The 22,289-nt window shown below is 66.8% G+C and carries 25 protein-coding genes; 16 read left to right on the top strand and 9 right to left on the bottom strand.

What is annotated here, in order from left to right; genetic code table 11:
- The first annotated feature begins 44 nt into the window (after nucleotides 1-44).
- Nucleotides 45-1,070: a DUF4352 domain-containing protein gene (locus ACFR9U_RS03380; protein WP_247376693.1), complete on the top strand. Its 1,026-nt coding sequence runs from the start codon at nucleotides 45-47 to the stop codon at nucleotides 1,068-1,070.
- Here ACFR9U_RS03380 and ACFR9U_RS03375 read toward each other — a convergent pair.
- The gene (locus ACFR9U_RS03375) at nucleotides 1,067-1,534 is read right to left on the bottom strand and encodes a PaaI family thioesterase (RefSeq protein WP_247376694.1); all 468 of its coding nucleotides are present in this window, start codon (nucleotides 1,532-1,534) and stop codon (nucleotides 1,067-1,069) included. The two genes, ACFR9U_RS03380 and ACFR9U_RS03375, sit on opposite strands and share 4 nt — an antisense overlap.
- A 228-nt stretch (nucleotides 1,535-1,762) precedes the next feature.
- Between ACFR9U_RS03375 and ACFR9U_RS03370 the strand changes: the two genes are divergently transcribed.
- The gene (locus tag ACFR9U_RS03370; protein ID WP_247376696.1) at nucleotides 1,763-2,422 is read left to right on the top strand and encodes a helix-turn-helix domain-containing protein; all 660 of its coding nucleotides are present in this window, start codon (nucleotides 1,763-1,765) and stop codon (nucleotides 2,420-2,422) included.
- Here ACFR9U_RS03370 and ACFR9U_RS03365 read toward each other — a convergent pair.
- A complete protein-coding gene (locus ACFR9U_RS03365) occupies nucleotides 2,415-3,428 on the bottom strand; it encodes a BtrH N-terminal domain-containing protein (RefSeq protein WP_247376698.1) in 1,014 nt (337 codons plus the stop codon). The two genes, ACFR9U_RS03370 and ACFR9U_RS03365, sit on opposite strands and share 8 nt — an antisense overlap.
- A gap of 481 nt (nucleotides 3,429-3,909) precedes the next feature.
- Nucleotides 3,910-5,064, bottom strand: a complete 1,155-nt coding sequence (locus ACFR9U_RS03360) for a thiolase family protein (RefSeq protein WP_247376699.1) — start codon at nucleotides 5,062-5,064, stop codon at nucleotides 3,910-3,912.
- A gap of 230 nt (nucleotides 5,065-5,294) precedes the next feature.
- On the opposite strand from ACFR9U_RS03360, the gene ACFR9U_RS03355 reads away from it, so the two are divergent.
- Genes ACFR9U_RS03355 through ACFR9U_RS03345 form a run of 3 tightly spaced genes read left to right on the top strand, consistent with a single transcriptional unit; the run spans nucleotide 5,295 to nucleotide 8,456 of the window.
- Nucleotides 5,295-6,659 carry an ATP-binding protein gene (locus ACFR9U_RS03355; RefSeq protein ID WP_247376701.1) on the top strand — a complete coding sequence of 455 codons (1,365 nt, stop codon included), beginning with the start codon at nucleotides 5,295-5,297 and terminating at the stop codon, nucleotides 6,657-6,659.
- Between the two features lie 50 nt (nucleotides 6,660-6,709).
- Entirely contained in the window at nucleotides 6,710-7,534 is an 825-nt protein-coding gene (locus ACFR9U_RS03350) for an MBL fold metallo-hydrolase (protein WP_247376703.1), read from the top strand.
- A 58-nt stretch (nucleotides 7,535-7,592) separates the two neighbouring features.
- A complete protein-coding gene (locus ACFR9U_RS03345; protein WP_247376705.1) occupies nucleotides 7,593-8,456 on the top strand; it encodes a DMT family transporter in 864 nt (287 codons plus the stop codon).
- Here the strand turns inward: ACFR9U_RS03345 and ACFR9U_RS03340 are convergent.
- The 3 genes from ACFR9U_RS03340 to ACFR9U_RS03330 form a co-directional block, all read right to left on the bottom strand.
- Nucleotides 8,453-9,424 carry a DUF5787 family protein gene (locus tag ACFR9U_RS03340; RefSeq protein ID WP_247376706.1) on the bottom strand — a complete coding sequence of 324 codons (972 nt, stop codon included), beginning with the start codon at nucleotides 9,422-9,424 and terminating at the stop codon, nucleotides 8,453-8,455. The genes ACFR9U_RS03345 and ACFR9U_RS03340 overlap by 4 nt on opposite strands.
- A 48-nt stretch (nucleotides 9,425-9,472) precedes the next feature.
- The gene (locus ACFR9U_RS03335) at nucleotides 9,473-11,458 is read right to left on the bottom strand and encodes a methyl-accepting chemotaxis protein (protein WP_247376708.1); all 1,986 of its coding nucleotides are present in this window, start codon (nucleotides 11,456-11,458) and stop codon (nucleotides 9,473-9,475) included.
- A gap of 106 nt (nucleotides 11,459-11,564) precedes the next feature.
- Entirely contained in the window at nucleotides 11,565-12,752 is a 1,188-nt protein-coding gene (locus tag ACFR9U_RS03330) for a substrate-binding domain-containing protein (protein WP_247376710.1), read from the bottom strand.
- Nucleotides 12,753-12,939: 187 nt separating this feature from the next.
- Here ACFR9U_RS03330 and ACFR9U_RS03325 point away from each other — a divergent pair, with 187 nt between their 5' ends.
- The 5 genes from ACFR9U_RS03325 to ACFR9U_RS03305 are packed head-to-tail and all read left to right on the top strand — an operon-like array spanning nucleotide 12,940 to nucleotide 15,921.
- Nucleotides 12,940-14,172 carry a translation initiation factor IF-2 subunit gamma gene (locus ACFR9U_RS03325; RefSeq protein WP_247376712.1) on the top strand — a complete coding sequence of 411 codons (1,233 nt, stop codon included), beginning with the start codon at nucleotides 12,940-12,942 and terminating at the stop codon, nucleotides 14,170-14,172.
- An 8-nt stretch (nucleotides 14,173-14,180) separates the two neighbouring features.
- Nucleotides 14,181-14,552: a DUF188 domain-containing protein gene (locus ACFR9U_RS03320; RefSeq protein ID WP_345893362.1), complete on the top strand. Its 372-nt coding sequence runs from the start codon at nucleotides 14,181-14,183 to the stop codon at nucleotides 14,550-14,552.
- 1 nt (nucleotide 14,553) lies between these two features.
- Nucleotides 14,554-15,123: a DNA-directed RNA polymerase gene (locus ACFR9U_RS03315; protein ID WP_247376715.1), complete on the top strand. Its 570-nt coding sequence runs from the start codon at nucleotides 14,554-14,556 to the stop codon at nucleotides 15,121-15,123.
- Nucleotides 15,123-15,323, top strand: coding sequence for a transcription elongation factor subunit Spt4 (gene spt4, locus ACFR9U_RS03310; RefSeq protein ID WP_345893365.1), 201 nt, complete (start codon nucleotides 15,123-15,125; stop codon nucleotides 15,321-15,323). The genes ACFR9U_RS03315 and spt4 overlap by 1 nt, the downstream gene beginning before the upstream one ends.
- 4 nt (nucleotides 15,324-15,327) lie before the next feature.
- Complete coding sequence (locus ACFR9U_RS03305; protein WP_247376719.1) at nucleotides 15,328-15,921, top strand: GTP-dependent dephospho-CoA kinase family protein; 594 nt, start codon at nucleotides 15,328-15,330, stop codon at nucleotides 15,919-15,921.
- Here ACFR9U_RS03305 and ACFR9U_RS03300 read toward each other — a convergent pair.
- Complete coding sequence (locus tag ACFR9U_RS03300) at nucleotides 15,918-16,535, bottom strand: hypothetical protein (protein ID WP_247376722.1); 618 nt, start codon at nucleotides 16,533-16,535, stop codon at nucleotides 15,918-15,920. The two genes, ACFR9U_RS03305 and ACFR9U_RS03300, sit on opposite strands and share 4 nt — an antisense overlap.
- A gap of 211 nt (nucleotides 16,536-16,746) precedes the next feature.
- Here ACFR9U_RS03300 and ACFR9U_RS03295 point away from each other — a divergent pair, with 211 nt between their 5' ends.
- From ACFR9U_RS03295 to ACFR9U_RS03270, 6 genes are all read left to right on the top strand, one after another.
- The gene (locus ACFR9U_RS03295; RefSeq protein ID WP_247376723.1) at nucleotides 16,747-17,064 is read left to right on the top strand and encodes a 30S ribosomal protein S24e; all 318 of its coding nucleotides are present in this window, start codon (nucleotides 16,747-16,749) and stop codon (nucleotides 17,062-17,064) included.
- 1 nt (nucleotide 17,065) lies between these two features.
- A complete protein-coding gene (locus tag ACFR9U_RS03290; protein ID WP_247376725.1) occupies nucleotides 17,066-17,200 on the top strand; it encodes a 30S ribosomal protein S27ae in 135 nt (44 codons plus the stop codon).
- 8 nt (nucleotides 17,201-17,208) lie between these two features.
- Entirely contained in the window at nucleotides 17,209-18,858 is a 1,650-nt protein-coding gene (locus ACFR9U_RS03285) for a bifunctional N(6)-L-threonylcarbamoyladenine synthase/serine/threonine protein kinase (protein WP_247376727.1), read from the top strand.
- A 346-nt stretch (nucleotides 18,859-19,204) separates the two neighbouring features.
- The gene (locus ACFR9U_RS03280) at nucleotides 19,205-19,477 is read left to right on the top strand and encodes a DUF5808 domain-containing protein (protein WP_247376729.1); all 273 of its coding nucleotides are present in this window, start codon (nucleotides 19,205-19,207) and stop codon (nucleotides 19,475-19,477) included.
- Between the two features lie 149 nt (nucleotides 19,478-19,626).
- The gene (locus ACFR9U_RS03275) at nucleotides 19,627-20,274 is read left to right on the top strand and encodes a non-canonical purine NTP pyrophosphatase (protein WP_247376731.1); all 648 of its coding nucleotides are present in this window, start codon (nucleotides 19,627-19,629) and stop codon (nucleotides 20,272-20,274) included.
- Nucleotides 20,275-20,371: 97 nt separating this feature from the next.
- On the top strand, nucleotides 20,372-20,545 hold the full coding sequence (locus ACFR9U_RS03270) for a hypothetical protein (RefSeq protein WP_247376733.1): 174 nt from the start codon (nucleotides 20,372-20,374) through the stop codon (nucleotides 20,543-20,545).
- 18 nt (nucleotides 20,546-20,563) lie between these two features.
- Here ACFR9U_RS03270 and ACFR9U_RS03265 read toward each other — a convergent pair whose 3' ends face one another.
- Both ACFR9U_RS03265 and ACFR9U_RS03260 read right to left on the bottom strand, forming a co-directional pair.
- On the bottom strand, nucleotides 20,564-21,049 hold the full coding sequence (locus tag ACFR9U_RS03265) for a DUF7384 family protein (protein ID WP_247376735.1): 486 nt from the start codon (nucleotides 21,047-21,049) through the stop codon (nucleotides 20,564-20,566).
- A gap of 122 nt (nucleotides 21,050-21,171) precedes the next feature.
- Entirely contained in the window at nucleotides 21,172-22,254 is a 1,083-nt protein-coding gene (locus ACFR9U_RS03260; RefSeq protein ID WP_247376737.1) for a putative sulfate/molybdate transporter, read from the bottom strand.
- Nucleotides 22,255-22,289 lie beyond the last annotated feature (35 nt).

Raw genomic sequence — 22,289 nt, 5'->3', positions numbered from 1 at the left:
TGTTACAGGAAGCTTATACGGAGTGTTCTCCTACGGCCGGCCACATGACCGCAGAGACGCCGTTCTCACGTCGCCGACTGCTCCAGTCGGGTGCCGCGCTCGGCACCCTCGCGCTCGCCGGCTGTTCCGGTGGCGGTTCGTCCACGCCGACGAACCGGCCGTTCAGCCAGGAGGATCGAGGGGGAGACGCACCGGCACCCACCGAGACCGAGACGCCCGTCGAGTACACGACGGTCGACGAGGCCGAACCGACGGCGACGGTGGGCGAGATCGTCGCCGACGAGAAACTCGCCCTCGTCGTCAGGGGGTTCGAGCGGCAATCGGCCCAGGGGCTGGATCAAGAGTTGCTCATGCTCGACCTCGGCATCAAGAACCGAACCGTCGGCGAGTACATCTCCTTCAGCAACATGCGGATGCACCTCGAGGACGAGCAGGGGGAGACGTATCGCCACTGGCGGTTCGGCACTGACGTCGGCGCCGAGGTCAGTTACGAACAGCTCGCGCCCGGCGAAGTCGTCTGGAGTTCGGTTCCGTTCCAGGCGCCGGCCGACCCGAGCAGTGCCAGCGCCGTGTTCACGTTCGAGACGCCCTCGGTTTCGTTCGATCGAGTGACGGTCGACCTCGGGGAGTCGGTCGAACTCGCCACGCGGTTCGAGCAGACGCTCGACGTGGTGACCTACGACGTGGGCGAGACGGTCACCCAGGAGGGCCTGTCCGTGACGCTCGAGGACTTCCGCATCGTCCAGTCGATCGACGGCGCGGGCGCCGCCGGCGACGGACGGGTGTACGTGATCCCGAAACTGAGCATCGAAAACGGGGCCGACGCCCCGAAACTCGTCCGCCAGATCAGCCACACGAGCCTCAAAGACGACCGTGGGCAAGCCTTCCGGATCGACGCTGCGGCACGCGAAGCGCTCCCGAACGCGCTCAAGCGGCGGAAGCAGATCGCGCCGGGGAACACGCGCACCCGCGAAATCCCCTACGTCGTTCCGGAAGCCGTCCAGTCGCTCTACTTCGTCTTCGACTTCTCGATCGACCTCGGCGGGTTCCGACGGTTCTGGGAGCTCTAGTCGCCGTTCCCGGCCGTGTCTCGGTTTTCGGCCGCTGTCTCCACGCCGTCGCCGTCGAGCCACGGCGTGTTCTCGCTGTCACCGCCCGTCTTGTAGACGCCGCGAGCCGTCGCGACGTGGTGGTCCTCGACGTCCCAGACGTCGATGCTGGCGACGGCGACGCTCCCGCCCATGCGCAGCACTTCGGCTTCGGCGACGAGGTCGTCGGTGGCCGGCGCGAGGTAGTCCATCCGCATGTCGATCGTCGGCGAGACGTCCTCTGAGAGGGAGATGACCGCGGCGCCCCCGACCGTGTCGGCCAGCGAGTAGGTCACGCCGCCGTGGGCGACGTCGCCACCGGGGACCGACGACAACTCTTCGCGCATCGTGACACGTCCCGCCGCGTACCCGTCGGCAGCTTCGGTCAGTTCGATGCCGAGCAGGTCCGTGAAGGGCATATACGAGAACATCTCAGTAACGTCCATGCAGCAACATGTGACCACCGGGAAATAAGGGTTCAGAACACATACGGTGTCACACCACACGTCGTGGCGGGCCGCGCTGCCGGGCCTGGGGGAAAAGGGACCGACTGTCGTTTCGCCACGATACGCAGAGAGCATGACATCATCGAACGCGTCTCGTACCCGACAGTCAGCACGAGGTATCGCCACGCAGCCAGCACAGCAGCGACCGACCGGAGTGGGGACACGCACATGACGATGCGCTATTTCACCTTCTCGCTCATCCCGCTGGAAGAGCGAGATTTCCACCCGATCATCGCGGCACTCAAAGAGCACCCCGACCTTTCGCCGGAGCAGCTGAAGTACATCAGTCTCCGCGAAGACAAGACCGGGATCGTCCTCGTCGGCCTCCGCGGCGACGAGTCCGCAGCCGAATCGGTGTTCGACGAGCATCCCAGCGCGCTCGACTGGGAGCTGATCCCCGGCGACTCGGGCTTTTACGCCTACGTCCACTTCGACGACAGCGACCCCGCCGTCGGGCTCCTGGAACTGCTCGACGAGTACCGTCTCGTACTCGACCTGCCCTTGCAGTTCACCAGCGAGGGGTGGCTCCGCGTCACCGTCATCGGGAGCGACGACAACATCCAGGAAGCGCTCGCCAACGTCCCGGACTCGATCAAGGCCGAAGCGACCGAGATGGGCACGTTCCAGCCGGACGACAGCCGCGCCATCGCCACCCTCACAGAGCGCCAGCGCGAGGTGTTAGAGGCCGCCGTCGAACTCGGTTACTACGAGGTGCCCCGCCAGGCCACCTACGAGGAGATCGCCGACGCGTGCGACTGCACCGTCGGCACCGTCGGCGAACACCTCAACCGCATCGAGGCCCGCATCATCGCCGCGACCGTCACCTGACCGCCGCCAGCAGGTCCTCGAACAGCCGCCGTTCGCGGTCGGCCAACTCCTGAACCGCGTCGGCCGCCTCGGCCAGATACGGAGCCATCGCGTCGGCGTCGTCGCACTCGCTGGCCGTTTTGAGCGTCTCGCCGACCGCCGTCCAGTCGGCGGCGACGTCGGCCATCTCGTCGGCCGCGGCCATCGGAACCGCCGGGACGGCTTCGGCCGCGGCGTCGAGGAACTCGGCGTACATCCGCCGGAAACAGCCGCCACCGGTGCCTCGGCGTTCGACGTTCTGGTAGGCGAACCTGACTGTCCACTGCGGGTCGTCGAAGGCCGTCCACTCGGTGAGTTCGTCGGCGAACGCGCGAATCCCCGCCAGCCCGTGCGTGCCGGGGCCGAGTTCGCGGTCGACCGCCGACGGCGAGAGCATGTATCTGGCCGTCCGGGCGATAGCCGTCGGCGCCGCCTCGGCGAACGTCCTGTTCGGCTTCGGCTCCGTGACGACCAGCGAGCGGGTGGTGTCCGGCAGCATGTACTCGGAGGTCATCGCCGCGCGGAGGCGTGCCAGCGGTAACTCCTGTGGCGTCTCGAACTCGCTGTCGGCGAGCAGCACCGTCTCTTCGGTCTCGTCGTAGCCGATCACCAGCAGCGAGTGGGGAGCGAAGTGGGTGTCCGTCTGATAGTAGTCCAGATAGTAGATGTCGGTGAACACCAGGACCGGGTCGTCCTCGTCGATCCGCGTCCGGAGCGACGCCAGGAAGTCGGCCCAGTCCTGTCCGCTCCGGTGGTCGTGTCCGATGGCGAGTTGCTCGAAGAAGGCGCGTTCGAGCCAGAGCGGGCGACCGAAGAAGGCGCGATGCGGACTCTCCGGCAGCTCGAAGAAGGTGAAGCCGAGGCCGGACGCGAGGCCGAAACAGGTCAGTTCGTCGTATCCCCATCCGTAGTAGTCGGCGAGGTTCCGGAGGGAGGTCGACCCACAGTGGTTGCCCGGCCGGTGCTCGAATCCGTCGACGCGGTGCATACTGGTGGTGGAATGCGGGTCACTATAACCGTGCTGCCGCCTGACAGTCGCCGCTCGCGGTCGTTGAACGTGTGGAAGGGGGAGAGATGGGCATCGCCGGGGACCCGAGCGCCGCGATGGGTCATGAGCGACGACGAGGGTATCCTGGCAGCGCGGCGGAGCGCTGCGGACGTGACGGGTGGTCGTGGACGACGCTCGGATGACGCGTCGGTGATGCTAGTTCGGGGAGTAGGTGAAGCGTCGGTGCGCGAGCGAACACTGCTCGTGTATCCACCTCCAGTGCTATCCACCCGCGCCAGTGCCGTAGTTATGTATCGATTGGGCGTCCCCTCGCGCCGACCCCGCGACCGTAAGACCTGCTTATCGGGCCGAGCGCGGCATACGCAGTTCCTAGCGTAGGGCCCCGGTCACTGGGAGTGCTTCGTTCGGCGCTCTTCGTCGGTGCCGGCGCGTCAGGAGAAAGAGTGCACTGGGTCGCTGCTCAGGGCAGTCGGAACTCGATCGCAGCGCCCTGGCCGAAGCCGACGCATTCGGTGGCGAGGCCGAGTTCGGCGTCGCGCTTGTTCATCTCGTGGATGAGCGTCACGGGCAGGCGAGCACCGGAGGCGCCCAGCGGGTGCCCGATGGCGATGGCGCCGCCGTTGACGTTGAAGATGTCGTCGTCGAAGCCGAGTTCCTGCTGTGAGTAGTAACACTGGGAGGCGAAGGCCTCGTTGAGTTCGACGAGGTCGTAGTCCTCCGGATCACGGCCCGTGCGCTCACAGAGGCCGCGGGTCGCGGGAACCGGGCCGATTCCCATGACGGTCGGGTCGACGCCGGCGACGTTGTTGCCGCCGACCTCGGCGAGGACGTCCAGGTCGTGCTCTTCGGCGAACTCCTTGCTCGTGATCATCGTCGCGGCCGCCCCGTCGGAGACCTGGCTGGCGTTGCCGGGCGTGACGGTCCCGTCCGCTTTGAACACGGTCGGCAGTTCGGCCAGCTTCTCGGCGGTCGTCCCCGGGCGGAGTCCCTCGTCTTCCTCGACGGTGATCTCGTTGCCGTCCTCGTCGTGGCCCTGGATCGGGATGATCTCGTCGTCGAAGCGACCTTCCTCGGTGGCCGCGACGGCGCGCTGCTGGCTGCGAGCGGCGTACTCGTCTTGCTCTTCGCGGGAGATGTCGTACTCCTCGGCGACCTTCTCGGCGGTCATCCCCATGTCCAGCTCCGCGACGTTGTAGTCCTCGTTCATGCTCGGGTGGACGTTCGGGGTGTTCTGGCCCATCTTGACCCGGGACATGCTCTCGACGCCGCCGGCGATGATGCACTCGCGCTGGCCGGCGCGGATTGCGTCACTGGCCGAGATGATCGACTGCGCCGAGGACGCACACCAGCGGTTGACCGTCGTCGCGGGGACGGACTCGCCCAGGTCGGACAGGAGCGCGATGACGCGGGCCATGTTGTTGCCCTGTTCGTCGCGCTGCTGGGCACAGCCCCAGATGAGATCGTCGACGTCCTCGCCGGAGAGACCGGTCTCGGCGAGCATCTCGTTGATCAGTGGAATCGACAGGTCCTCGCTGCGCACGTCCGCGAAGACGCCGTCTTCTTTGCCCTGTGGGGTTCGGTAAGCCTGCACGACAACAGGTGTGTTCTCTGCCATACACACCCAATCAGGGTCCACGATGTTAAATGCCGTAGAACTGGTAACACCTGCACGAACAGTTGTCTCGCCCGTCCGACCTCCCGGTGGGGACGACAACCGCCGCTTTGTGGTTGTTAACTCTGTGAGATGTGTGGTTAACAACTGATGTTCCTGTGTGGGTGGCTGTCTCTCACACCTGCGATCGAGTCCGGGGGGCTTATATCCGTCGCGCGGTAACCGAGTTGGGAATGAGTAACCCGGAGCTGGACGTTGTCGAGTTCCTGCTGACGACAGCAGTGTACAATGGGGACCGCGACTTGGACGAGGACGACCTGCCGCCGGCCTACCGGCAGGTGTTCTGGACGGACGGCCGGATCGAGCGGCCGCTGTCGGCGACCGGCCAGACGGCCGCCGACGCGACTGACGTGGACCGTCCCTGGGACGCCGTGGGGGACCTGATGTTCACCCAGCGCGACGACTTCTCGGGCGACATTGAGTTCACCGACCAGGAGTTGGCCGAGGAGTGGTTCCTCGACCGCGCCGACGAGGATCGCATCCGCGCGAACCCCGCCCTCGCGGCCGCGTACGGCGAGGAGTTCGACGTGAGCCACGAGGCCGCCCGCGAGGTGAACCGACCGGCCCGCGCGGACCGCGCCTGGATCGACAGTCTCCTCGAGGAGTACTTCGACGAGGAGGAAGAAGAGGAGATGCTCGACCTCGTGGACATCCGCGCGCCCGAGGAAGTCGAGATGACCATGGACGACCTCGTGTTGACGCCCGACCAGGAGGGCGAGATCCACAAGATCGTCAAAGCCATCGAACACCGCGATTACCTCGCACAGATCGGTCTCCGAGAGATCGGGAAGCTCCTGTTCGTCGGGCCGCCGGGCACCGGGAAAACGTCCGTCGCCCGCGCGCTGGCGCACGACCTGGAACTCCCGTTCGTCGAGGTGAAGCTCTCGATGATCACCAGCCAGTACCTCGGCGAGACTGCCAAGAACGTCGACAAGTCCTTCGAGGTCGCCCGGCGGCTCGCGCCCTGTATCTTCTTCATGGACGAGTTCGACTTCGTGGCGAAGACCCGCTCCTCGGACGAACACGCGGCGATCAAGCGGGCGGTCAACACGCTCCTGAAGAGCATCGACGACATCAGCCTCATCGACGACGACGTCCTGCTCATCGGCGCGACCAACCACCCCGATCAGTTAGACGCCGCGGCCTGGCGACGCTTCGACGAGATCGTCAACTTCCCCAAGCCCGACCGCAGCATGCGTTCGGACATCCTCCAGGTCGTCACCCGGGACATGGAGATCATCGACTTCGACCCGGACACGCTCGCGGAGATCACCGAGGGCCTCACCGGCAGCGACCTCCGCCTGGTGCTCCGGGAAGCCGTGCTCTCGGCGCTGACCGAGGAGCGCACGACGCTCACCCAGCAGGACCTGGAGGACGCCGTCGCGGACTTCGAGGAACGTGACAACCTCAAGAACCTGGACATGATCGACGGCGACGCCGACGCCCTGGTCGCCGGCGGCGACATCTCCGGTGCGGGCAACGACGAGTCACACGACCACAGTCACGACGGCGAAGCACACGACCACTCACACGACTGAACCACTCTGAGGGGAGGGCTTTTTCTCCACGGGGAATCACTCCGTGAACGATGCAGGTCACGTTGCTGGGAACGGGAGACACGACCGGGACGCCCACGGCAGGCTGTTCCTGTGACACCTGCGAGTACGCTCGCGAGCACGACGTCGAGCGCACGCGCTACTCCGTCCACGTCCACAACGAGCGCACCGGCGAGTCCCTGCTCGTCGACGCCAGCCCGGATTTCCGATACCAGTTCCTCGAACGCGACGTCGACCTCCCGGACGCCGCCGTCATCACCCACATCCACTTCGACCACCTCGACGGCCTCGGCAACGCGTACCGCCTGCTCTCGTCGCTCCCGGTGTACGCCGCCGACGAGACTGACCCCAACACGTCGGAGAGCGTCGCCGACACCGTCGAACGCCGCTTCGACTACCTCGACGCCATCACCGCGCACCCCCAGACGCCGCTGGAGCCGTTCGAGACCTGCGGCTTCGAGGTGACGCTCCTGCCCGTCGACCACCCGCCGCTGGTCTGTTACGGGCTCGTCGTCGAAGACCCCGAGACGGGCGCGAAACTCTCGCTGTCCGGCGACACGAGCTTCGGCATTCCCGAGTCCTCCCGCGAGCGCCTGCGAGGCGCCGACCTCCTGCTCGCCGACGGGATCGTCCCCGCCCACATGTCCGAACACCACCCCTACGGCGGGAAACACGAGGACGACTCGGGGGTGCCGCGCACCTTCGGCACCAAACACATGACCATCGAGGGTGCGAAATCCCTCGGCGAGGAACTGAACGCCGCCGACACGCGGGTCGTCCACGTCTCGCACTACGTCCCCGCCGACGAGGCGTTCGAGGACCCGCTGGCCGTCGACGGCGAGCGCTACGAGTTGTGACGCAACTGCTGAACGAGTGCGGGACACTGAAGACAGCGGCACGCTCGCAGTCGGATAGATGACACTCGTCGACCTCTGGGTCGCCGTCGCGCTCGCCGGCGCCGTCGTCCAGGCGGGCTACGAGACGCTTCAGAAGCACCTGACCGCCGACGTCGACGCGCTCCGGCTGAGCTACGTCACGTCGATCCTCGGTAGTCTGCTCCTGTTTCCGGTCGCACTCTGGGTGCTCTCTACGCAGCCCGTCTCGGTAACCCTCACCGTCGTCGCCGGGACGCTCGTCGCCGGCGTCGCGAACGTCCTCGCGCTGTACGCGTTTCTCACTGCACTGACGCAGGCGGACCTCTCGGTCGTCTCGCCGCTTCGGCAGTCGACGCCGCTGCTGGTCGCCGTGCTGGAACCGCTGGTGCTGGCCACTGCGTTCGGCCCCAGCGTTATCCTGGGCGCCTTCGCCGCCACCCTGGGCGGGTACGTCATTCTCGCCGATGAATCGCTTTCCTCGCCGCTGGCCCGGGTCACCGAACCGGGGCCGCTGCTGGCACTCGGGACGGCCGGGCTGTACGCCGTCGCCTCCGTCGCCGCCCGCTTCGTCGTGGTCCGGGTGCCGTCGCTGCTGTTCACGTTCTTGCTCTACGTCCAGATGGCGCTGGCCTTCGGGGTCCTGCTGAGACGCCGTGACGGCACCCTGCCGACGCGCGCGCTCGGCCAGCGGCGCTTTCTCGCGCTCGGGGCGATGACCACGCTCCGGAGCGTCCTCATCTTCGCCGCGTTCGCGCTGGTCGCGGCCGCCAAGGCGACGGTCGTCCTCCGGGTGTCACTGGTGCTCACGGTGCTCGCTGGCGGGGCGCTGTTCGGGGAACAAGGAGTGGGGCGCCGTCTCGTCGGCGCTGGGTTGGTGATGGTCGGCGTCTGGCTGGCGCTCTAATCCAGAAACCGGTCCAGCCCGGACTGGCGCCGCTGGCGGCCCTCGGGATCTGGGTCCCAGGGCTGTCGTCGGTCCCGCTCGGCAACCAGGTCCACGTCGGGCGCTTCGGCCGCCGCGAACCCCGCACAGTCGGGGCCGCACTCGCTCGCCGCGTCGACGAGCCGGCCCTTCCACCGACAGAACGGCAGACACGCGGTGCCGAACCGCTCGCCGGCCTCGCTCTCGGCACACGCGGGCAACTCGTAGGTCCGCCAGCCTTTCCCGTAGGCGCGCTCGGCCACCCGACGGCGGTACCGGGCCTTCTCGGCGGCGCTGACGACTTCGACGTCAGTCCGCGCGGTCCGCTCCTCGACGATGTCGATACCGGGTTCGTCGGGGGAGAGCGGCGTCGGCTCGCGGAGCACCTCCCGGTCGCCGCTCTCGGGATCGAACCGCCAGACGCCGACTTCCTCGGGGATGCGGTTCAGGTGTGCGCCGGTGACGTACGACTCCGTGGCGAGGACGACCGCGTCGAGCAGACCGAGGCTCACGTCCTTCTGGAGCTGGGTCTGGAGATCGCCCGGCCGGGCGAGGTCCGGCTTGTTCTCGACGCCGACGAGGCGGCCGAACCAGTCCTCGGGGTACCGTGCCGTCTGGCGGACGTACGTTCGGCCGCGGCGGCGTTCGCGCTCGAAGAAGCCGAGGTCCACCGCCCGCTCGACGATCGACTCGGCGTGGTCGGGATGGCGGTCGAACGCGTCTTTCCAGTAGCGGAAGCGACCGGTGCCCACGTCGCTCTCGATCGCGGGGGTCGGAATCCGATCGGGCGTGATCGCTGCGCGCTCGGCGAATTTCGGGCCGGGGTCGACCAGGACGAGGTCCATGATGCGCCGGCCGCGGACTGCGGTGCCGAGCTGGCGGCTCACGATGGCCTCGCCGTCCGCTTCGAGGTGGGCCGCCAGGGCGAGTTCGAAGGCGAACTCCTGCACGGGCGAGACCAGGGACGGTGCGCGCAAAAGTCTCGCGCTCCGGGCGGGTTACTCGGCGCCCTCGTCCGCGAGCTCCTCCATTCCCTCTTCGATGGTCTGGGCCTGGGCGAACTGCGACTGGGCCGCGTCGGCGATGTCCTCGATCTCGTCGGCGACGTCCTGGGCCTGCGTGGCCGTCTGGTCGATCATGGCGGCGACCTCTTCGGTGCTCGACGCCTGGTCGTCGGTCGCGTCGGCGACCTCCTCGATCCCCTCGGCCGTCTCCTGGGCGGCGGCGACGACCTCGTCGAGTTTCGACAGGATCGCCTCGACGCGCTCGACGCCGTCGCCGATGCGCTGGCCCGTGTTCTGCAGGCTCTCGGCCGTGTCCGCGGTGTCGGCCTGGACGCTCTCGACGAGCGCTTCGATCTCGGCGGCCTGTGCCTGTGACTCCTCGGCGAGTTGCTTGACCTCGTCGGCGACGACGGCGAAGCCTTCCCCGGCTTCTCCGGCGCGGGCGGCCTCGATGGAGGCGTTCAGCGCCAGGATGTTCGTCTGGTCGGCGATGTCGTCGATGATGTCGACGATGTCGCCGATCTCCGCGACGGCGTCCTGCAGGTTCTCGACCTTGTCGAGCATTCCCTGGCGGTCCGCGTCGAGTCGGGTCATCAGCTCGCGGGCCTCGTCGGCGGATTCACGGCCGTCGTCGGCGAGAGACGCGGCGTCACGGCTCGTCTCGCGGACCTGCTCAGCGCTGGCGGCGACCTCCTCGATCGAGGCGCTCATGTTCGAGACCTCGCTGGCCACCTGTTCGACGTCGTCGCGCTGCTGGTCGGCGAGGTCGGCGATCTCGTCGCTCCCGTCGGCGACGGCGGCCGTGGCGTCGCGCAACTCCGCGATCGCCGCTTTCATCTCCGCCGCCGTCTCCTGGCGTCGTTCGAGCTCTTCTTCCTGCTGGCGCAGATCCGTGATGTCCTGGATCACGGTGGTCCCCCCGACGAGGGCGCCGTGGTCGTCGTACAGCGGGACGCTCGACAGGACGACGTTTCGCCGCTCGTCGTGGTGGGTCAGCAGTTCCAACTCCTGCTCGCGGACCGGGTCTTCGCTCTCCAGAACCACTTCGAGCATCGTCGTTTTCGTGTCGTGGGTCTCGTCGGTTCGATACACTTCCCACAGTGGCATCTCCCGGGCTTCCGCCTCGGTGACGCCCGTCAGCTCCTCCATCGCCTCGTTGAACAGGAGAATCTCGGCCTCCCGGTCGAGCACGATGACCGGCTGGAGGAGTTCCTCCAGGGCGTCGACCCAGATCTGCTCGCCCGACTGGAGGTACGCGTCCATCGCGATCTGCATGTCGACGTTCGTGATCCGCAGGAACGACTGGAGCTGGTCGCGCGTCCGCTCGAGGGCGGCCGCGTCGTCGTCCGAGTCGCCGAGCTCGGCTTCCAGCCGGTCGAACAGTTCACCGACGATCTGCTCGTGGTAGTGCTGGTACATGCCGATGTAGTGTTTCGGCGGCATGTCCAGGCGCTCGTGGAGCTTCCCGATGACCGCCCGCTGCTTGAAGTACTCCCGCCCGTAGCCGGCGGTCCCACCTGGCCTGTACGGATGGTCACCCAGGCTCAGCAGGTACCGGCGCTGGGTCCACTTGAGCTGCTCGACCGACCGGTCCGAGCGGTCGAGCACGTCGAGCGTCTGTTCGTACTGGCCCAGGTGATCGTAGAAGTGGTCGGCGAGATCGTCGGCGACGTCCTCGAACAGGGGCGTCAGCTCCGCCAGCCGCTCTGCGTCGCCGTCGTCGAAGCCGACGAACTCCTTTCGCCAGTCCATCTCCGCGACGTCGAGACCGAGCGCCGACAGCAACTGCTCGTCGTCGACCCCTGCTCGCAGCCCGATCTCGTCCAGCGACGCCGGCCCGTCCTCCGACCCCGGGATCTGGCCACCGTCCGGTACTGGCGTCACGGTTCCGGCTCCCTCGTCGCGACGGCTCTCCGCCCGTGGCTCCGCGGCGCCTCGCAAGCGGGCGAGCGTCGACTTGATTTTATCACGATAGTTCATTGTTGAAATATAGTCGAGTATATGACAATATGGTCGCATAATGGTGTGTGGTGGCACGTATATCTACCGACAGAGTCACGCTGCGAAAATCGGTGGCGCTGGGCCGTCAGTTCCGACTCGGCAGGCGTCGGCGCTGAGTCGCTCTCCGGTTCTCGGGGAGCGTGAGGTAGTGGTTGTCGGCGACGAACGTATCCTGTCCGAACTCCGAGAGGACCATGTCGAGGAAGGCGGCCTCTTTCTTGGACGTGTCCTTCCACGTGTAGCAGTGGAGGTCGCGACTGAGCGGGTACTCCTTGGCCCCGAGGTTCTCGCCGTACTCGTAGGTCGTGCCGTCGAGTTCGAGGGCGACCGGCGGGACTGGGCCGTCGGGTTCGACGAACGCGAGCGCGAGGTAAGCGATGGCGTTGTCGGACTGTTCGACGAGTTGCTTGACCTGCTGGTTCATCTCCTTCCTGACGTCGGGTTCGATGGGTGCCTCGGGATCGCCGTAGAGGTTCGCGCGGAACGCGGTGTCGGTCCCGGAGCCTTCGGCGCGGGCGATGGCCTGGATCTCCCTGTCCGGGCCGCCGAGTTCGCTCCAGTTGGTGATCTCCTTCGTGTAGATCTTCTTCAGTTCGTCGCCGGTGAGCTTCGTGACGCCGGCGTCGTAGATCTCGCGGGAGACGACGATCGGCTGGCCGTCGACGGCGACGACGTGATCGACGAACGAATCCAGCGTGGACTGATCGGCGTCGGGGAGTTCGGCCGCGACGGGCGCCGAGGAGTTCCCGATGTCGACGCGGCCTTTCTGGACGCTCTTGACGCCTCTCTCGGAGTGGCTCAACCCCACGTTGACGACGTACGGCGGCGTCGAGCGCTCGCCGGTCGGTTCGAAACCATTCTTTCCGGCCCAGTAGTCGGCGAGGTTCTCGTCGGTCTCGATGCCGTACTCGGCGTGAGGCCAGTATTCTCGGTCGTCAGCGGGCACGTTCGAATTCCAGTAGGATGCCGCTTTGTTCGCGATCGGGTAGATCGTGGAGGACCCGTCCGCCGTGAGCGGGGGGATCGACTCGGTGGGTTCTTCTTCCGTCGTCTCCGCCTCGGTGGTCTCTTCGACCTCGGTCTCCGTTGCGGTTGGTGCGTCTGTGCTCTCGGGGGCCGTCGCGGTGGCAGTTGGCTCGTCCGTTGCTGTCGTGCTGTTCGGTTCGGCCGTGCCGGGCGCACGGTCTTGAACACAGCCGGCGATGCCGGTCAGGGCGGCCGCGAGTCCCGTCGCGCGCAGGAACTCGCGCCGATTTGGAGGTGAATCGGACATCAGCAGTGAGGTTTTCAGCGCTGTCATTTCGTCTTGTTGATTTCTCTGCACGTCAGGCCGACTGTCCGGGTGACGACAGCACTGACAGACGCCGTGGCGGGGCAGGTGCGACCGTTGTCACTGCGGAAGGGAGAACAGCAACTTTATCACCCGCAGGCGGCGAAGACACGATAAGATTACTTCCGAAATGACAGACGAACACCGACAACCGGAGGTGAACATCGGACTCGTCGGCCACGTCGATCACGGCAAGACGACGCTGGTGCAGGCCCTCTCGGGGGAGTGGACCGACCAGCACTCCGAGGAGATGAAGCGCGGAATCTCGATCCGCCTCGGCTACGCCGACGCGACGTTCCGGCACTGCCCTGACCTCGACGAACCCGACAAGTACACGGTCGAGGACGAGTGTCCGGACGGCTCGCCGAGCGAACCGCTTCGGACTGTGTCGTTCGTCGACGCACCGGGTCACGAAACGCTCATGGCGACGATGCTCTCGGGCGCCTCGCTGATGGACGGCGCGGTACTGGTCGTCTCGGCCAGCGAACCCGTCCCGCAGGCACAGACCGAAGAGCACCTGATGGCGCTGGACATCATCGGCATCGACAACATCGTCATCGCCCAGAACAAGATCGACCTGGTCGACCGCGAACAGGCCGCCGAGAACTACGAACAGATCAAGGAGTTCGTGTCCGGGACGGTGGCGGAAGACGCCCCGATCATCCCGACGAGCGCCCAGCAGGGCGTCAACATGGACGTACTGATCAACGCCATCGAGGAGGAGATCCCGACGCCCGACCGCGACCCGAGCGAAGATCCGCAGATGCTCGTCGCGCGCAGCTTCGACATCAACCGCCCGGGTACCACGTGGGACTCGCTGATGGGCGGCGTCCTCGGCGGGAGCCTCACGCAGGGCCGCCTCGAGGCTGGCGACGACCTCGAACTCCGTCCCGGCCGCGAGGTCGAGGAAGGCGGCCAGACGGAGTGGCGTCCCGTCGAGACGACCGTCAGGTCGATCCAGGCCGGCGGCGAGGACGTCGAGGAAGCCTCGCCCGGCGGCCTCCTGGGCGTCGGGACGGGACTGGACCCGTCGCTGACGAAAGGCGACGCCCTCGCGGGGCAGGTCGCCGGCCCGCCCGGCACGCTGCCGCCGGTCCACGAGCAGTTCACGATGGACGTGGAACTGCTCGAACGGATCGTCGGCGACGTCGAGGAGGAAGTCGAGGAGATCAGCACCGGCGAACCGCTCATGCTGACGGTCGGCACGGCCACGACGGTCGGATCGGTCACGAGCGCGCGCACCGGCGAATGTGAAGTCGCACTGAAGCGGCCGGTCTGCGCCCAGGACGGCGCCAAGATCGCCATCAACCGCCGGGTCGGTGCGCGCTGGCGGCTGATCGGCGTCGGTACGCTGCGTGGATGACGGTCTGCATGGACACCAGCGCGTTGATGATGCCGGTCGAATGCAACGTGCGGGTGTTCGAGGAACTCGATCGGCTGCTCACCACGGATGACCTCGCCGCACCGCGGGCCGTCGTCGACGAGCTGGCGAAACTCGCAGACGGCAACAACGGTGCGGAGGGGACGGCAGCGAGCGTCGGGCACGACCTGGCGACCGAGCGCTGCCGGATACTCGAGCACGAGGAATCGTACGCCGACGACGCGCTGGTCGAACTCGCCGCCGCAGGCGAGTGTGACTACGTCGTCACGAGAGACCACCCCTTGCGAGACCGCCTCCTCGAACGAGGCGTTCCAGTAATTGGTTTAAGGGGTCAGCACAAACTCGCCATCACTCAACCATAGTATGTACAAACGGGTTAAACTTCGCGACACGGTCGAGGTGCCGCCCGAGCACCTCGCTGACGTAACTCCCGGGCTCGTCAAGCGCCTGCTCCAGGACAAGCTGGAGGGACGCATGGACGAAGACGTCGGGAGCGTCGTCTCGGTTATCGAGGTGCACGACATCGGGGAAGGTGCAGTCCTGCCGAACCAGCCTGGCGTCTACTACGAGGCCGAGTTCGACGCACTCACCTTCGATCCGAAGATGCAGGAGGTCGTCGACGGCGAGATCGTCGAGGTCGTCAACTTCGGTGCCTTCGTGGGTATCGGACCGGTCGACGGTCTGCTCCACGTCAGCCAGATCTCCGACGAGTACCTCGCGTACGACGAGGAGAACCAACAGCTCGCCTCCCGAGACTCGAATCGCACGCTCGGCGTGGGCGACGCAGTGCGGGCGCGCATCGTCACGAAGAGCATCGACGAACGCAACCCCCGCGACTCGAAGATCGGCCTGACGGCGAAACAGGTCGGGCTCGGCAAGCACGGCTGGCTCGACGAGGAGCGCAAAGAGCGCGAGGCGACTGCAGGTGAGTAATCATGGCCGATAGACTCGTCTGCCGTGAGTGTCACCGCGTCCAGTCGTCCGGTGAGGAAGAGGCCTGCGTGGCGTGTGGCTCGTCGTCGCTGACCGAGGACTGGGCCGGCTACGTCATCATCAGCCACCCCGACGAGAGCGAGATCGCCTCGGAGATGCAGGTCACCGAACCGGGCAAGTACGCCCTGAAAGTCCGCTGAGGCCGTGACAGACGACCACTCCAGTGCGGACGGCGACGAGACGGCGGTCGTCGTCGAGCTGCAGGCTGCACTCCGCTCAGAGCTCAAAGAGCCCGTCGGCCCGATCTACACCGACACGGAGGCGCTCCTGGCCGACGCCGCCGAGCCGCTCGTCGCCGTCGGCGACATCGTCACCTACCACCTGATGCAGGCCGATCGGACGCCGGACGTGGCGCTCGTCGACGGCCGGACGAAACGCTCGGCCGTCGACGATCACATCCAGAACGCGATCGACAGCGACGCGTTCGACCGGGAACGACACGTCTCGAATCCGGCAGCGACGCTGTCGGAACCGCTGGTGACTGCGCTGCGTGCGGCACTCGACGGCACAGCGGACGGTACCTCGACGGTGATCGTCGTCGATGGCGAAGAAGATCTGGCTGCGTTGCCGGCCGTCGTCGCCGCGCCGACGGGCGCGAGCGTCGTGTACGGACAGCCCGACGAAGGGATGGTGCTGGTCACCTGTACTGGCGAGTCAGTCGAGCGAATGCGAGACCTCCTCGGTCGCATGGACGGCGACGCGGACCGGTTGTGGTCGCTGCTCGGCGTCGCGGACTAATCCTCGACGAACCAGACGACGAGCCGAACGTGTTCTGAATCGAGTTCCCAGCGGTCGCGGAGTTCCGTGAGCCAGGACCACAGCGTCGGCCAGTCGTAGGTGGCCAGTTCGCGCAGCCGCTTCGGGACGACGCGGTAGACGTAGTCGTCGTACCGGATCGTCTGTTCGGTCGCGAGCGTCTCCACGGTGTCCGCTGGTAGTTCCGTCCAGGCATCGACGTCGCGTTCGACGAGCCGCCCCTGCGGGGTGAACTTCTCGGTGCGACGAACGGCCGCCTCCCACTCTTCCCGGGTGGTGACCGCCGTCAACTCCGGCACCGCGTCCCAGTCGGCGCGTTCGAGTTCGCGCAGCGAGACCCAGGACGCGTCGTCGCTCGAGACGTCCTCGTAGTCGAGCCGGGCAACGCGGCTCATCGAGTCGGGCAGTCCACGGTCGGGGGCGATCGGTTCGAACTTCGCGTCGTTCTCGACGCCGAACAGATACCCGGAGAACGGCGCGCGGCCGCCCATCATCTCCTGGAGGTTGACGAGCGCGCGCCAGCCGTCGCCCTCGAACTGATCGTCCGACCAGTCCACGTGGCGATATTCGACCCAGCCGTGCGTGGTCCTGCCCATCGATACCGGACGTTATCACCCATGATATGTATCAGTTATCCCTGCAGTCGACGCTAACGGGCCGATACCTGCGTGGCATGGCACCAATGCTCAATATTGAAAACCGTGGCTCCCCGGGGGCCTCACGGACGGTGCCGGATCGACTGTCGACGTGTAGCGGTCCCTTCGAAATCCTTTTACTCGTTTCGCGGAGACGTAAGGGCAACGAACCATGGATATCGATATCATCGAGGAAGACGAGAACCCGATGTTGCACCGGACCGACGTCCGGTTCGAGATGGTCCACGAGGACGCAACGCCGTCTCGTCTCTCCGTTCGCGACAGTCTCGCGGCGAAACTGAACAAGGACTCCGACGAGGTCGTCGTCCACGAACTCGACACGAAGTATGGGATGCGCAAGACCGTCGGCTACGCGAAGGTCTACGACTCGCCCGAGGACGCAAAGGACGTCGAGCAGGACCACATGCTCGAGCGCAACAAGATCACGGCCGACGCCGACGAGGCCGAGGAAGAGGCAGAGGAGGCATAAGATGCCCCGCCACGAGTTCTACGACGACGACGGCACCACGGAGAAAGAGCAGTGCCCCCGCTGTGGCGACGCGTTCCTCGCCGACCACGGCGACCGCCTCCACTGCGGTCGGTGCAGCTACACCGAGTGGAAATAGACCCCTAGATGCGCGTTCTCGGTATCGAAGGGACAGCCTGGGCGGCCAGCGCGGCCGTCTACGACGGCGAAGGCGATTCGGAATCCGAGGACGAGTCCGTTTTCATCGAGACCGACGCCTACCAGCCCGAGAGCGGCGGCATTCACCCGCGCGAGGCCGCCGAACACATGGGCGAGCACGTCCCCGAGGTGGTCCAGACTGCACTCGCGCACGCTCGCGACCTCGCGGCCGAGGACCCCACCCACGAGGACGGTGATCCACCGGTCGACTGCGTCACGTTCTCGCGCGGCCCCGGCCTCGGGCCGTGTCTCCGGATCGTCGGCACGGCCGCCCGTTCGGTGGCCCAGCGGTTCGACGTACCCCTCGTGGGCGTCAACCACATGGTCGCCCACCTGGAGATCGGTCGTCACCAGTCGGGCTTTGCCTCGCCGGTCTGTCTGAACGCCAGCGGCGCGAACGCGCACATTCTGGGCTACCGGAACGGTCGCTACCGCGTCCTCGGCGAGACGATGGACACCGGCGTCGGCAACGCCATCGACAAGTTCACCCGCCACGTCGGCTGGTCGCATCCCGGCGGGCCGAAGGTCGAGAACGCCGCCAAAGACGGCGAGTACCTCGACCTCCCGTACGTCGTGAAGGGAATGGACTTCTCCTTTTCGGGCATCATGAGCGCGGCCAAGCAGGCGTACGACCGCGGGGAGGAGATCGAAGACGTCTGTTTCGCCTTACAGGAGAACGTCTTCGCGATGCTGACGGAGGTCGCCGAGCGCGCGCTGTCGCTGACTGGCAGCGACGAACTCGTCCTCGGTGGCGGCGTCGGCCAGAACGAACGGTTGCGAGAGATGCTCGGCGAGATGTGCGCCCAACGTGGCGCCCAGTTCTACGCGCCCGACAACCGGTTCCTGCGGGACAACGCCGGGATGATCGCCGTCCTGGGCGCGAAGATGTACGCGGCCGGCGACACGCTGGCGATCGAGGACTCGCAGATCGATTCGAACTTCCGCCCGGACCAGGTGCCAGTGACGTGGCGGTCGGGCGAATCGGTCTCCCAGCCAGTCACCGACGAGGACGAGGTGCAGGGCGCGGAGGCGACGGTCACCATCGAACCGGATCGGGTCGTCAAACGGCGGGTGCCGCGTTCGTACCGCCATCCTGCGCTCGACGAGCGACTCCGAATCGAACGCACGCGCGAGGAGACGCGGCTCACGAGCGAGGCGCGCCAGCACGGCGTCCCGACGCCGGCCATCTATGACGTCGATCCCCAGGAGGCGACGATCGTCTTCGAGCGCGTCGGCGAGACGGATCTGCGGGGGGCGCTGACCGAGCAGCGGGTTCGCAACGTCGGTCGCCACCTCGCGACGATCCACGAGGCCGGGTTCGTCCACGGCGATCCGACGACGCGGAACGTCCGCGTCGCCGGGCTCGGCAACGACGCCGCGGACGACCGCACGTATCTCATCGACTTCGGACTGGGCTACTACACCGACGACGTCGAGGACTACGCGATGGACCTCCACGTGTTCGCCCAGTCGCTCGCGGGCACGGCCGACGACCCCGAGACGCTGCTGGAGGCCGCCGAGGACGCGTACAGGGCTGTCGGTGACGAGGCGGTGCTCGCGCATCTGCGCGAGGTCGAGGGTCGCGGTCGATATCAGTAGCCCGCCATCTTTTTCCAAGTCGGGTATCCTCGGTCCTACGGGCCTGCGGGACCTCCGGTCCCGCTCTGCTCGCGCGGATACTGGTGATAAGTACAGGTTGTGGAGTGAACACACCAGCATCCGCGCCGCGGAGCGGCGCGGTTCACTCCAGACGAACGAAGTTAGTCTGGAGGGTGTTTTAGTCCACCGGAAGACTCGCGTTGCTCGTCTTCCAAGCTCCCGTTCGCAAGCTCACGGGAACAGGTTTTGCAGACGGGGGTGCCCGCAGGCCTGAGGCCGAGGACACCCCCGTGCTGTAAAAAGTGGGGGACAAACGTTCATTACGCGCCCAATCATAACTGCACACATGGCTGACAAACCGCAGTCCGGAGAGATCTTCGGCGTGCCGTACAACTTCGAGCGACCGTCCATCAAGCGCCTGCTCTCGTCGTACTGGCGGCCGGGCGAAGGGATGCTCGTCGAGAAGCCGTTCGGCATCGGCTATACGCTGAATCTCGCGAACTGGCGGTCCTGGATCGTGGTGGCGGTCGCCGGCGCACTCTTCTGGCAGCAGCGCGGCGGCGACGACGGTGGCAGCGAGACCGAACAGGACGAGCCCGTCGAAGTCATCGTCGACTGATACTGCCGGACAGGATTTTCACAGCCGGTGGCCGCGTAGAAACCGATTGTCGAGGTGTATCTGCCGGGAGATGTCCTGAACGACCCACGAGTCTGTCCGGCAGCACGTGAAGCGACGCCTCTTTTGTCCCGCCACACCGAGCGGGGCGTATGCTCCGGTTCGTCACCACCAACGAGGGGAAACTCCGGGAGGCCCGCGAGTACCTCGGGGCCGACGCCGAGGTCCGACAGCTCGATTTCGACACCACCGAGATCCAGGCCGACGACATCGCGGCCGTCGCCGCCCACAGCGCCCGCCAGGCCTATCGGCACGTCGACGAGCCAGTCATCGTCGAGGATTCCGGACTCTTCGTCGACGCCCTCGACGGGTTCCCCGGGCCGTACTCTGCGTACGCGGAGGACACGCTCGGGATCGAACGCGTCTGGAAGCTCGCCGAGATGGAATCGGACCGGTCGGCGTCGTTCCGGAGCGTCATCGCCTACTGCGACGGCGAGGACTTCGCGGCGACGCCGGAACCGGTGAATCGCGAGCGGAGGGGACAGGACCAGGCGGCCGACGAGCGCGCGACGGCGACGACCGACGACCAGGTCCAGGAGGGCGACCTCCCGGTGAAGATCTTCGAGGGGTACGTCCCAGGCGAACTCGTCGCGCCCCGCGGGGAGGGCGGGTTCGGCTACGACCCCATCTTCGAGCACGACGGAACGACCTTCGCGGAGATGGACGCCGCGGAGAAAAACGCCGTCTCCCACCGCGGGCGAGCGCTGGCGAAGTTCGCGGAGTGGTTCCAGGAGCGCTAGCGACTGGAACTGGACGAGACGCGGTTCGTCCGTGGCCGTCGACTGAGCCTAATCCTTTTGGGCCATCTCTCAAGGGAGACGACGGTGAGCAAGCGATATGGCCACGAGTGAACCGGCTTCGGACAAAGAGGAATCGAAGCAGTTCCTCGTGCAGTGCGAGGACTGCACTCTCGAACAGACGGCCATCGGCCGCGCCGAAATCGAGGCGATCGCTACCGTCCATCAGGAAGACACGGGGCACGCGCTCGTCGCCGTCGAATGGCCGCAGTAGCCCGGGCGAGTACGAAACTCAGTTTCCGCGGGCGTCCTGGTCCGGACCGGGGTACTCACCGCCGACCACTACCTCGTACAGCGACTCGGGATCGAACAACGTCACGAACGCCCGCGGTTCGCGAACGCTGACGTCCATGTGTTTCCGGAGGCTCGCGCCGGCTTGCGCGCTGCCGAGGCGGTCGTCGAACGAGAGCAGGTGGACCGCGTCCCCGTTGTAGGCTGAGGCCAACGCCGGATGGTCGCCCTCGGGCTGGTCGACCGGCTCGCGGAGCGTCTCGACGTGCTCGCGCCAGTCGGCGGCCAGGTTGGGCGTCGAACACTGTGCGATGACCGCCGCGGCGTCGTCGAGGAGCGCGTCGCTGGCGACGAGCGTCACCCAGGAGTGGTCGCGTGCCAGGTCGAGCGCCTCGCGGGCGGGACCGCCGACGAGGAGGTCCGCGGCCAGCACGTCGGCGTCGGCGACGAACCGCGCCGGGTTCGGGTCCGGCGGCGTCTCAGTCATCGCGTCGCTCCGCGAGCGCCTGCTGGATGGTCTCGACGTCGGTTTCGTAGTCGATCGCACGCTCGAACAGTGCCGCCCAGGTCATGGTCGGGAGACGGCCGGGACGGTGGAAAGTCCACCGGTCAGGCGCGCTGTGTGACGAGCCAGTAGGCCAGGCCGCCGAGGAAGGCGACGCCGACGTTGGTCACGACCGCGAGGACGCCGATGGCGCCGACCAACACCGGGTGGTCGGTGTCGGCCGCGACCCGGCCCAGTTGCGCGGCGACGACGAACAGCAGGGCACCGAGCATCGCCAGCGGGAAGCCGAGCCACAGACCCGCGACGAGGGCCGCGCCCAGGTACAGCACGCCGAGGACGACGTTCGCCCCGCCGGTTCGCGCGCCGAAGGCGTACTTGCCGGCGAGCCCGCCGCTGCCGTGACACATGGGGAACCCACCGAGCGGGACGGCCGCGAGTGTCATCGTGCCCATGCTCCGGCAGAGCCGGTCGGCCGACACGTCGGCGTCGAAGAAGTCGCCGAGCAACAGCGACGTGGCGACCGCCGCGTTCCCGACAGTCATCGCGAGCTGCGCGAGCGTTCCCTCGACCGCCCCGACCGTGAACGCGGGGTCGCCCGTCGGAAACACAGTCAGGGTCGGGAGCGAGAGCGCCGGCAGGGGTGCGACGACTAGCGTCCAGAGCGTGCCGACGCCGAGGACGGCCAGGCCGGCGAACCGCCAGTACCCGACGGCAGCGATGACGACGGCGATGGCGCCGCCGGCGACGGCCATCGACGGCCGTCCCATCGAGAGGTCGAGGCCGGCTTCCACGAGCAGGAGCGCGACGGCCAGTTGCACGCCGCGGATCACCGGTTGGCCGACGTAGCGCTCGACGTAGCCGAGCGTCCCGGTCGCACCGACGACCAGGAGAACGGTCCCCGCGAGCAACCCGGCCGCGACGAGTTCGCCGTAGGTGAGCGCACCGGCGATCGCCAGCCCCGCGAGCGCTTTCATCGGCTCGACCGACAGCGGAAGCCCGTACCGGACTCCCCAGACGATCTGGAACAGCCCGAAGAACAGAAAGACGTGTGCGATCGACACCGGAGTGAGCGTCCCGAGTGCGACGACGATCGGCAGGACGGTAACTGAATCACCTAGCGCACCGGTCACCTCGCCGAGGGACAGTTCGAGCCTGCCATCGAAGTCGAAGCGGGACGTGACGGCCACGTTCGTGGGATCGTGACCGTCGGCAATCAATCTTC

The organism is Halorientalis brevis, assembly GCF_042678165.1.
Classification (GTDB): domain Archaea; phylum Halobacteriota; class Halobacteria; order Halobacteriales; family Haloarculaceae; genus Halorientalis; species Halorientalis brevis.
Note: the sequence above shows the minus strand (reverse complement) of the source record. Positions and strands in the feature narration are given on the sequence as shown.

Coding starts and splice junctions, on each gene's coding strand:
- ACFR9U_RS03380 (WP_247376693.1), top strand. CDS start 45: ATGACCGCAGAGACGCCGTTCTCACGTCGCCGACTGCTCCAGTCGGGT.
- ACFR9U_RS03375 (WP_247376694.1), bottom strand. CDS start 1,534: ATGGACGTTACTGAGATGTTCTCGTATATGCCCTTCACGGACCTGCTC.
- ACFR9U_RS03370 (WP_247376696.1), top strand. CDS start 1,763: ATGACGATGCGCTATTTCACCTTCTCGCTCATCCCGCTGGAAGAGCGA.
- ACFR9U_RS03365 (WP_247376698.1), bottom strand. CDS start 3,428: ATGCACCGCGTCGACGGATTCGAGCACCGGCCGGGCAACCACTGTGGG.
- ACFR9U_RS03360 (WP_247376699.1), bottom strand. CDS start 5,064: ATGGCAGAGAACACACCTGTTGTCGTGCAGGCTTACCGAACCCCACAG.
- ACFR9U_RS03355 (WP_247376701.1), top strand. CDS start 5,295: ATGAGTAACCCGGAGCTGGACGTTGTCGAGTTCCTGCTGACGACAGCA.
- ACFR9U_RS03350 (WP_247376703.1), top strand. CDS start 6,710: ATGCAGGTCACGTTGCTGGGAACGGGAGACACGACCGGGACGCCCACG.
- ACFR9U_RS03345 (WP_247376705.1), top strand. CDS start 7,593: ATGACACTCGTCGACCTCTGGGTCGCCGTCGCGCTCGCCGGCGCCGTC.
- ACFR9U_RS03335 (WP_247376708.1), bottom strand. CDS start 11,458: ATGAACTATCGTGATAAAATCAAGTCGACGCTCGCCCGCTTGCGAGGC.
- ACFR9U_RS03330 (WP_247376710.1), bottom strand. CDS start 12,752: ATGTCCGATTCACCTCCAAATCGGCGCGAGTTCCTGCGCGCGACGGGA.
- ACFR9U_RS03325 (WP_247376712.1), top strand. CDS start 12,940: ATGACAGACGAACACCGACAACCGGAGGTGAACATCGGACTCGTCGGC.
- ACFR9U_RS03320 (WP_345893362.1), top strand. CDS start 14,181: ATGGACACCAGCGCGTTGATGATGCCGGTCGAATGCAACGTGCGGGTG.
- ACFR9U_RS03315 (WP_247376715.1), top strand. CDS start 14,554: ATGTACAAACGGGTTAAACTTCGCGACACGGTCGAGGTGCCGCCCGAG.
- ACFR9U_RS03300 (WP_247376722.1), bottom strand. CDS start 16,535: ATGGGCAGGACCACGCACGGCTGGGTCGAATATCGCCACGTGGACTGG.
- ACFR9U_RS03295 (WP_247376723.1), top strand. CDS start 16,747: ATGGATATCGATATCATCGAGGAAGACGAGAACCCGATGTTGCACCGG.
- ACFR9U_RS03290 (WP_247376725.1), top strand. CDS start 17,066: ATGCCCCGCCACGAGTTCTACGACGACGACGGCACCACGGAGAAAGAG.
- ACFR9U_RS03285 (WP_247376727.1), top strand. CDS start 17,209: ATGCGCGTTCTCGGTATCGAAGGGACAGCCTGGGCGGCCAGCGCGGCC.
- ACFR9U_RS03280 (WP_247376729.1), top strand. CDS start 19,205: ATGGCTGACAAACCGCAGTCCGGAGAGATCTTCGGCGTGCCGTACAAC.
- ACFR9U_RS03275 (WP_247376731.1), top strand. CDS start 19,627: ATGCTCCGGTTCGTCACCACCAACGAGGGGAAACTCCGGGAGGCCCGC.
- ACFR9U_RS03270 (WP_247376733.1), top strand. CDS start 20,372: ATGGCCACGAGTGAACCGGCTTCGGACAAAGAGGAATCGAAGCAGTTC.
- ACFR9U_RS03265 (WP_247376735.1), bottom strand. CDS start 21,049: ATGACTGAGACGCCGCCGGACCCGAACCCGGCGCGGTTCGTCGCCGAC.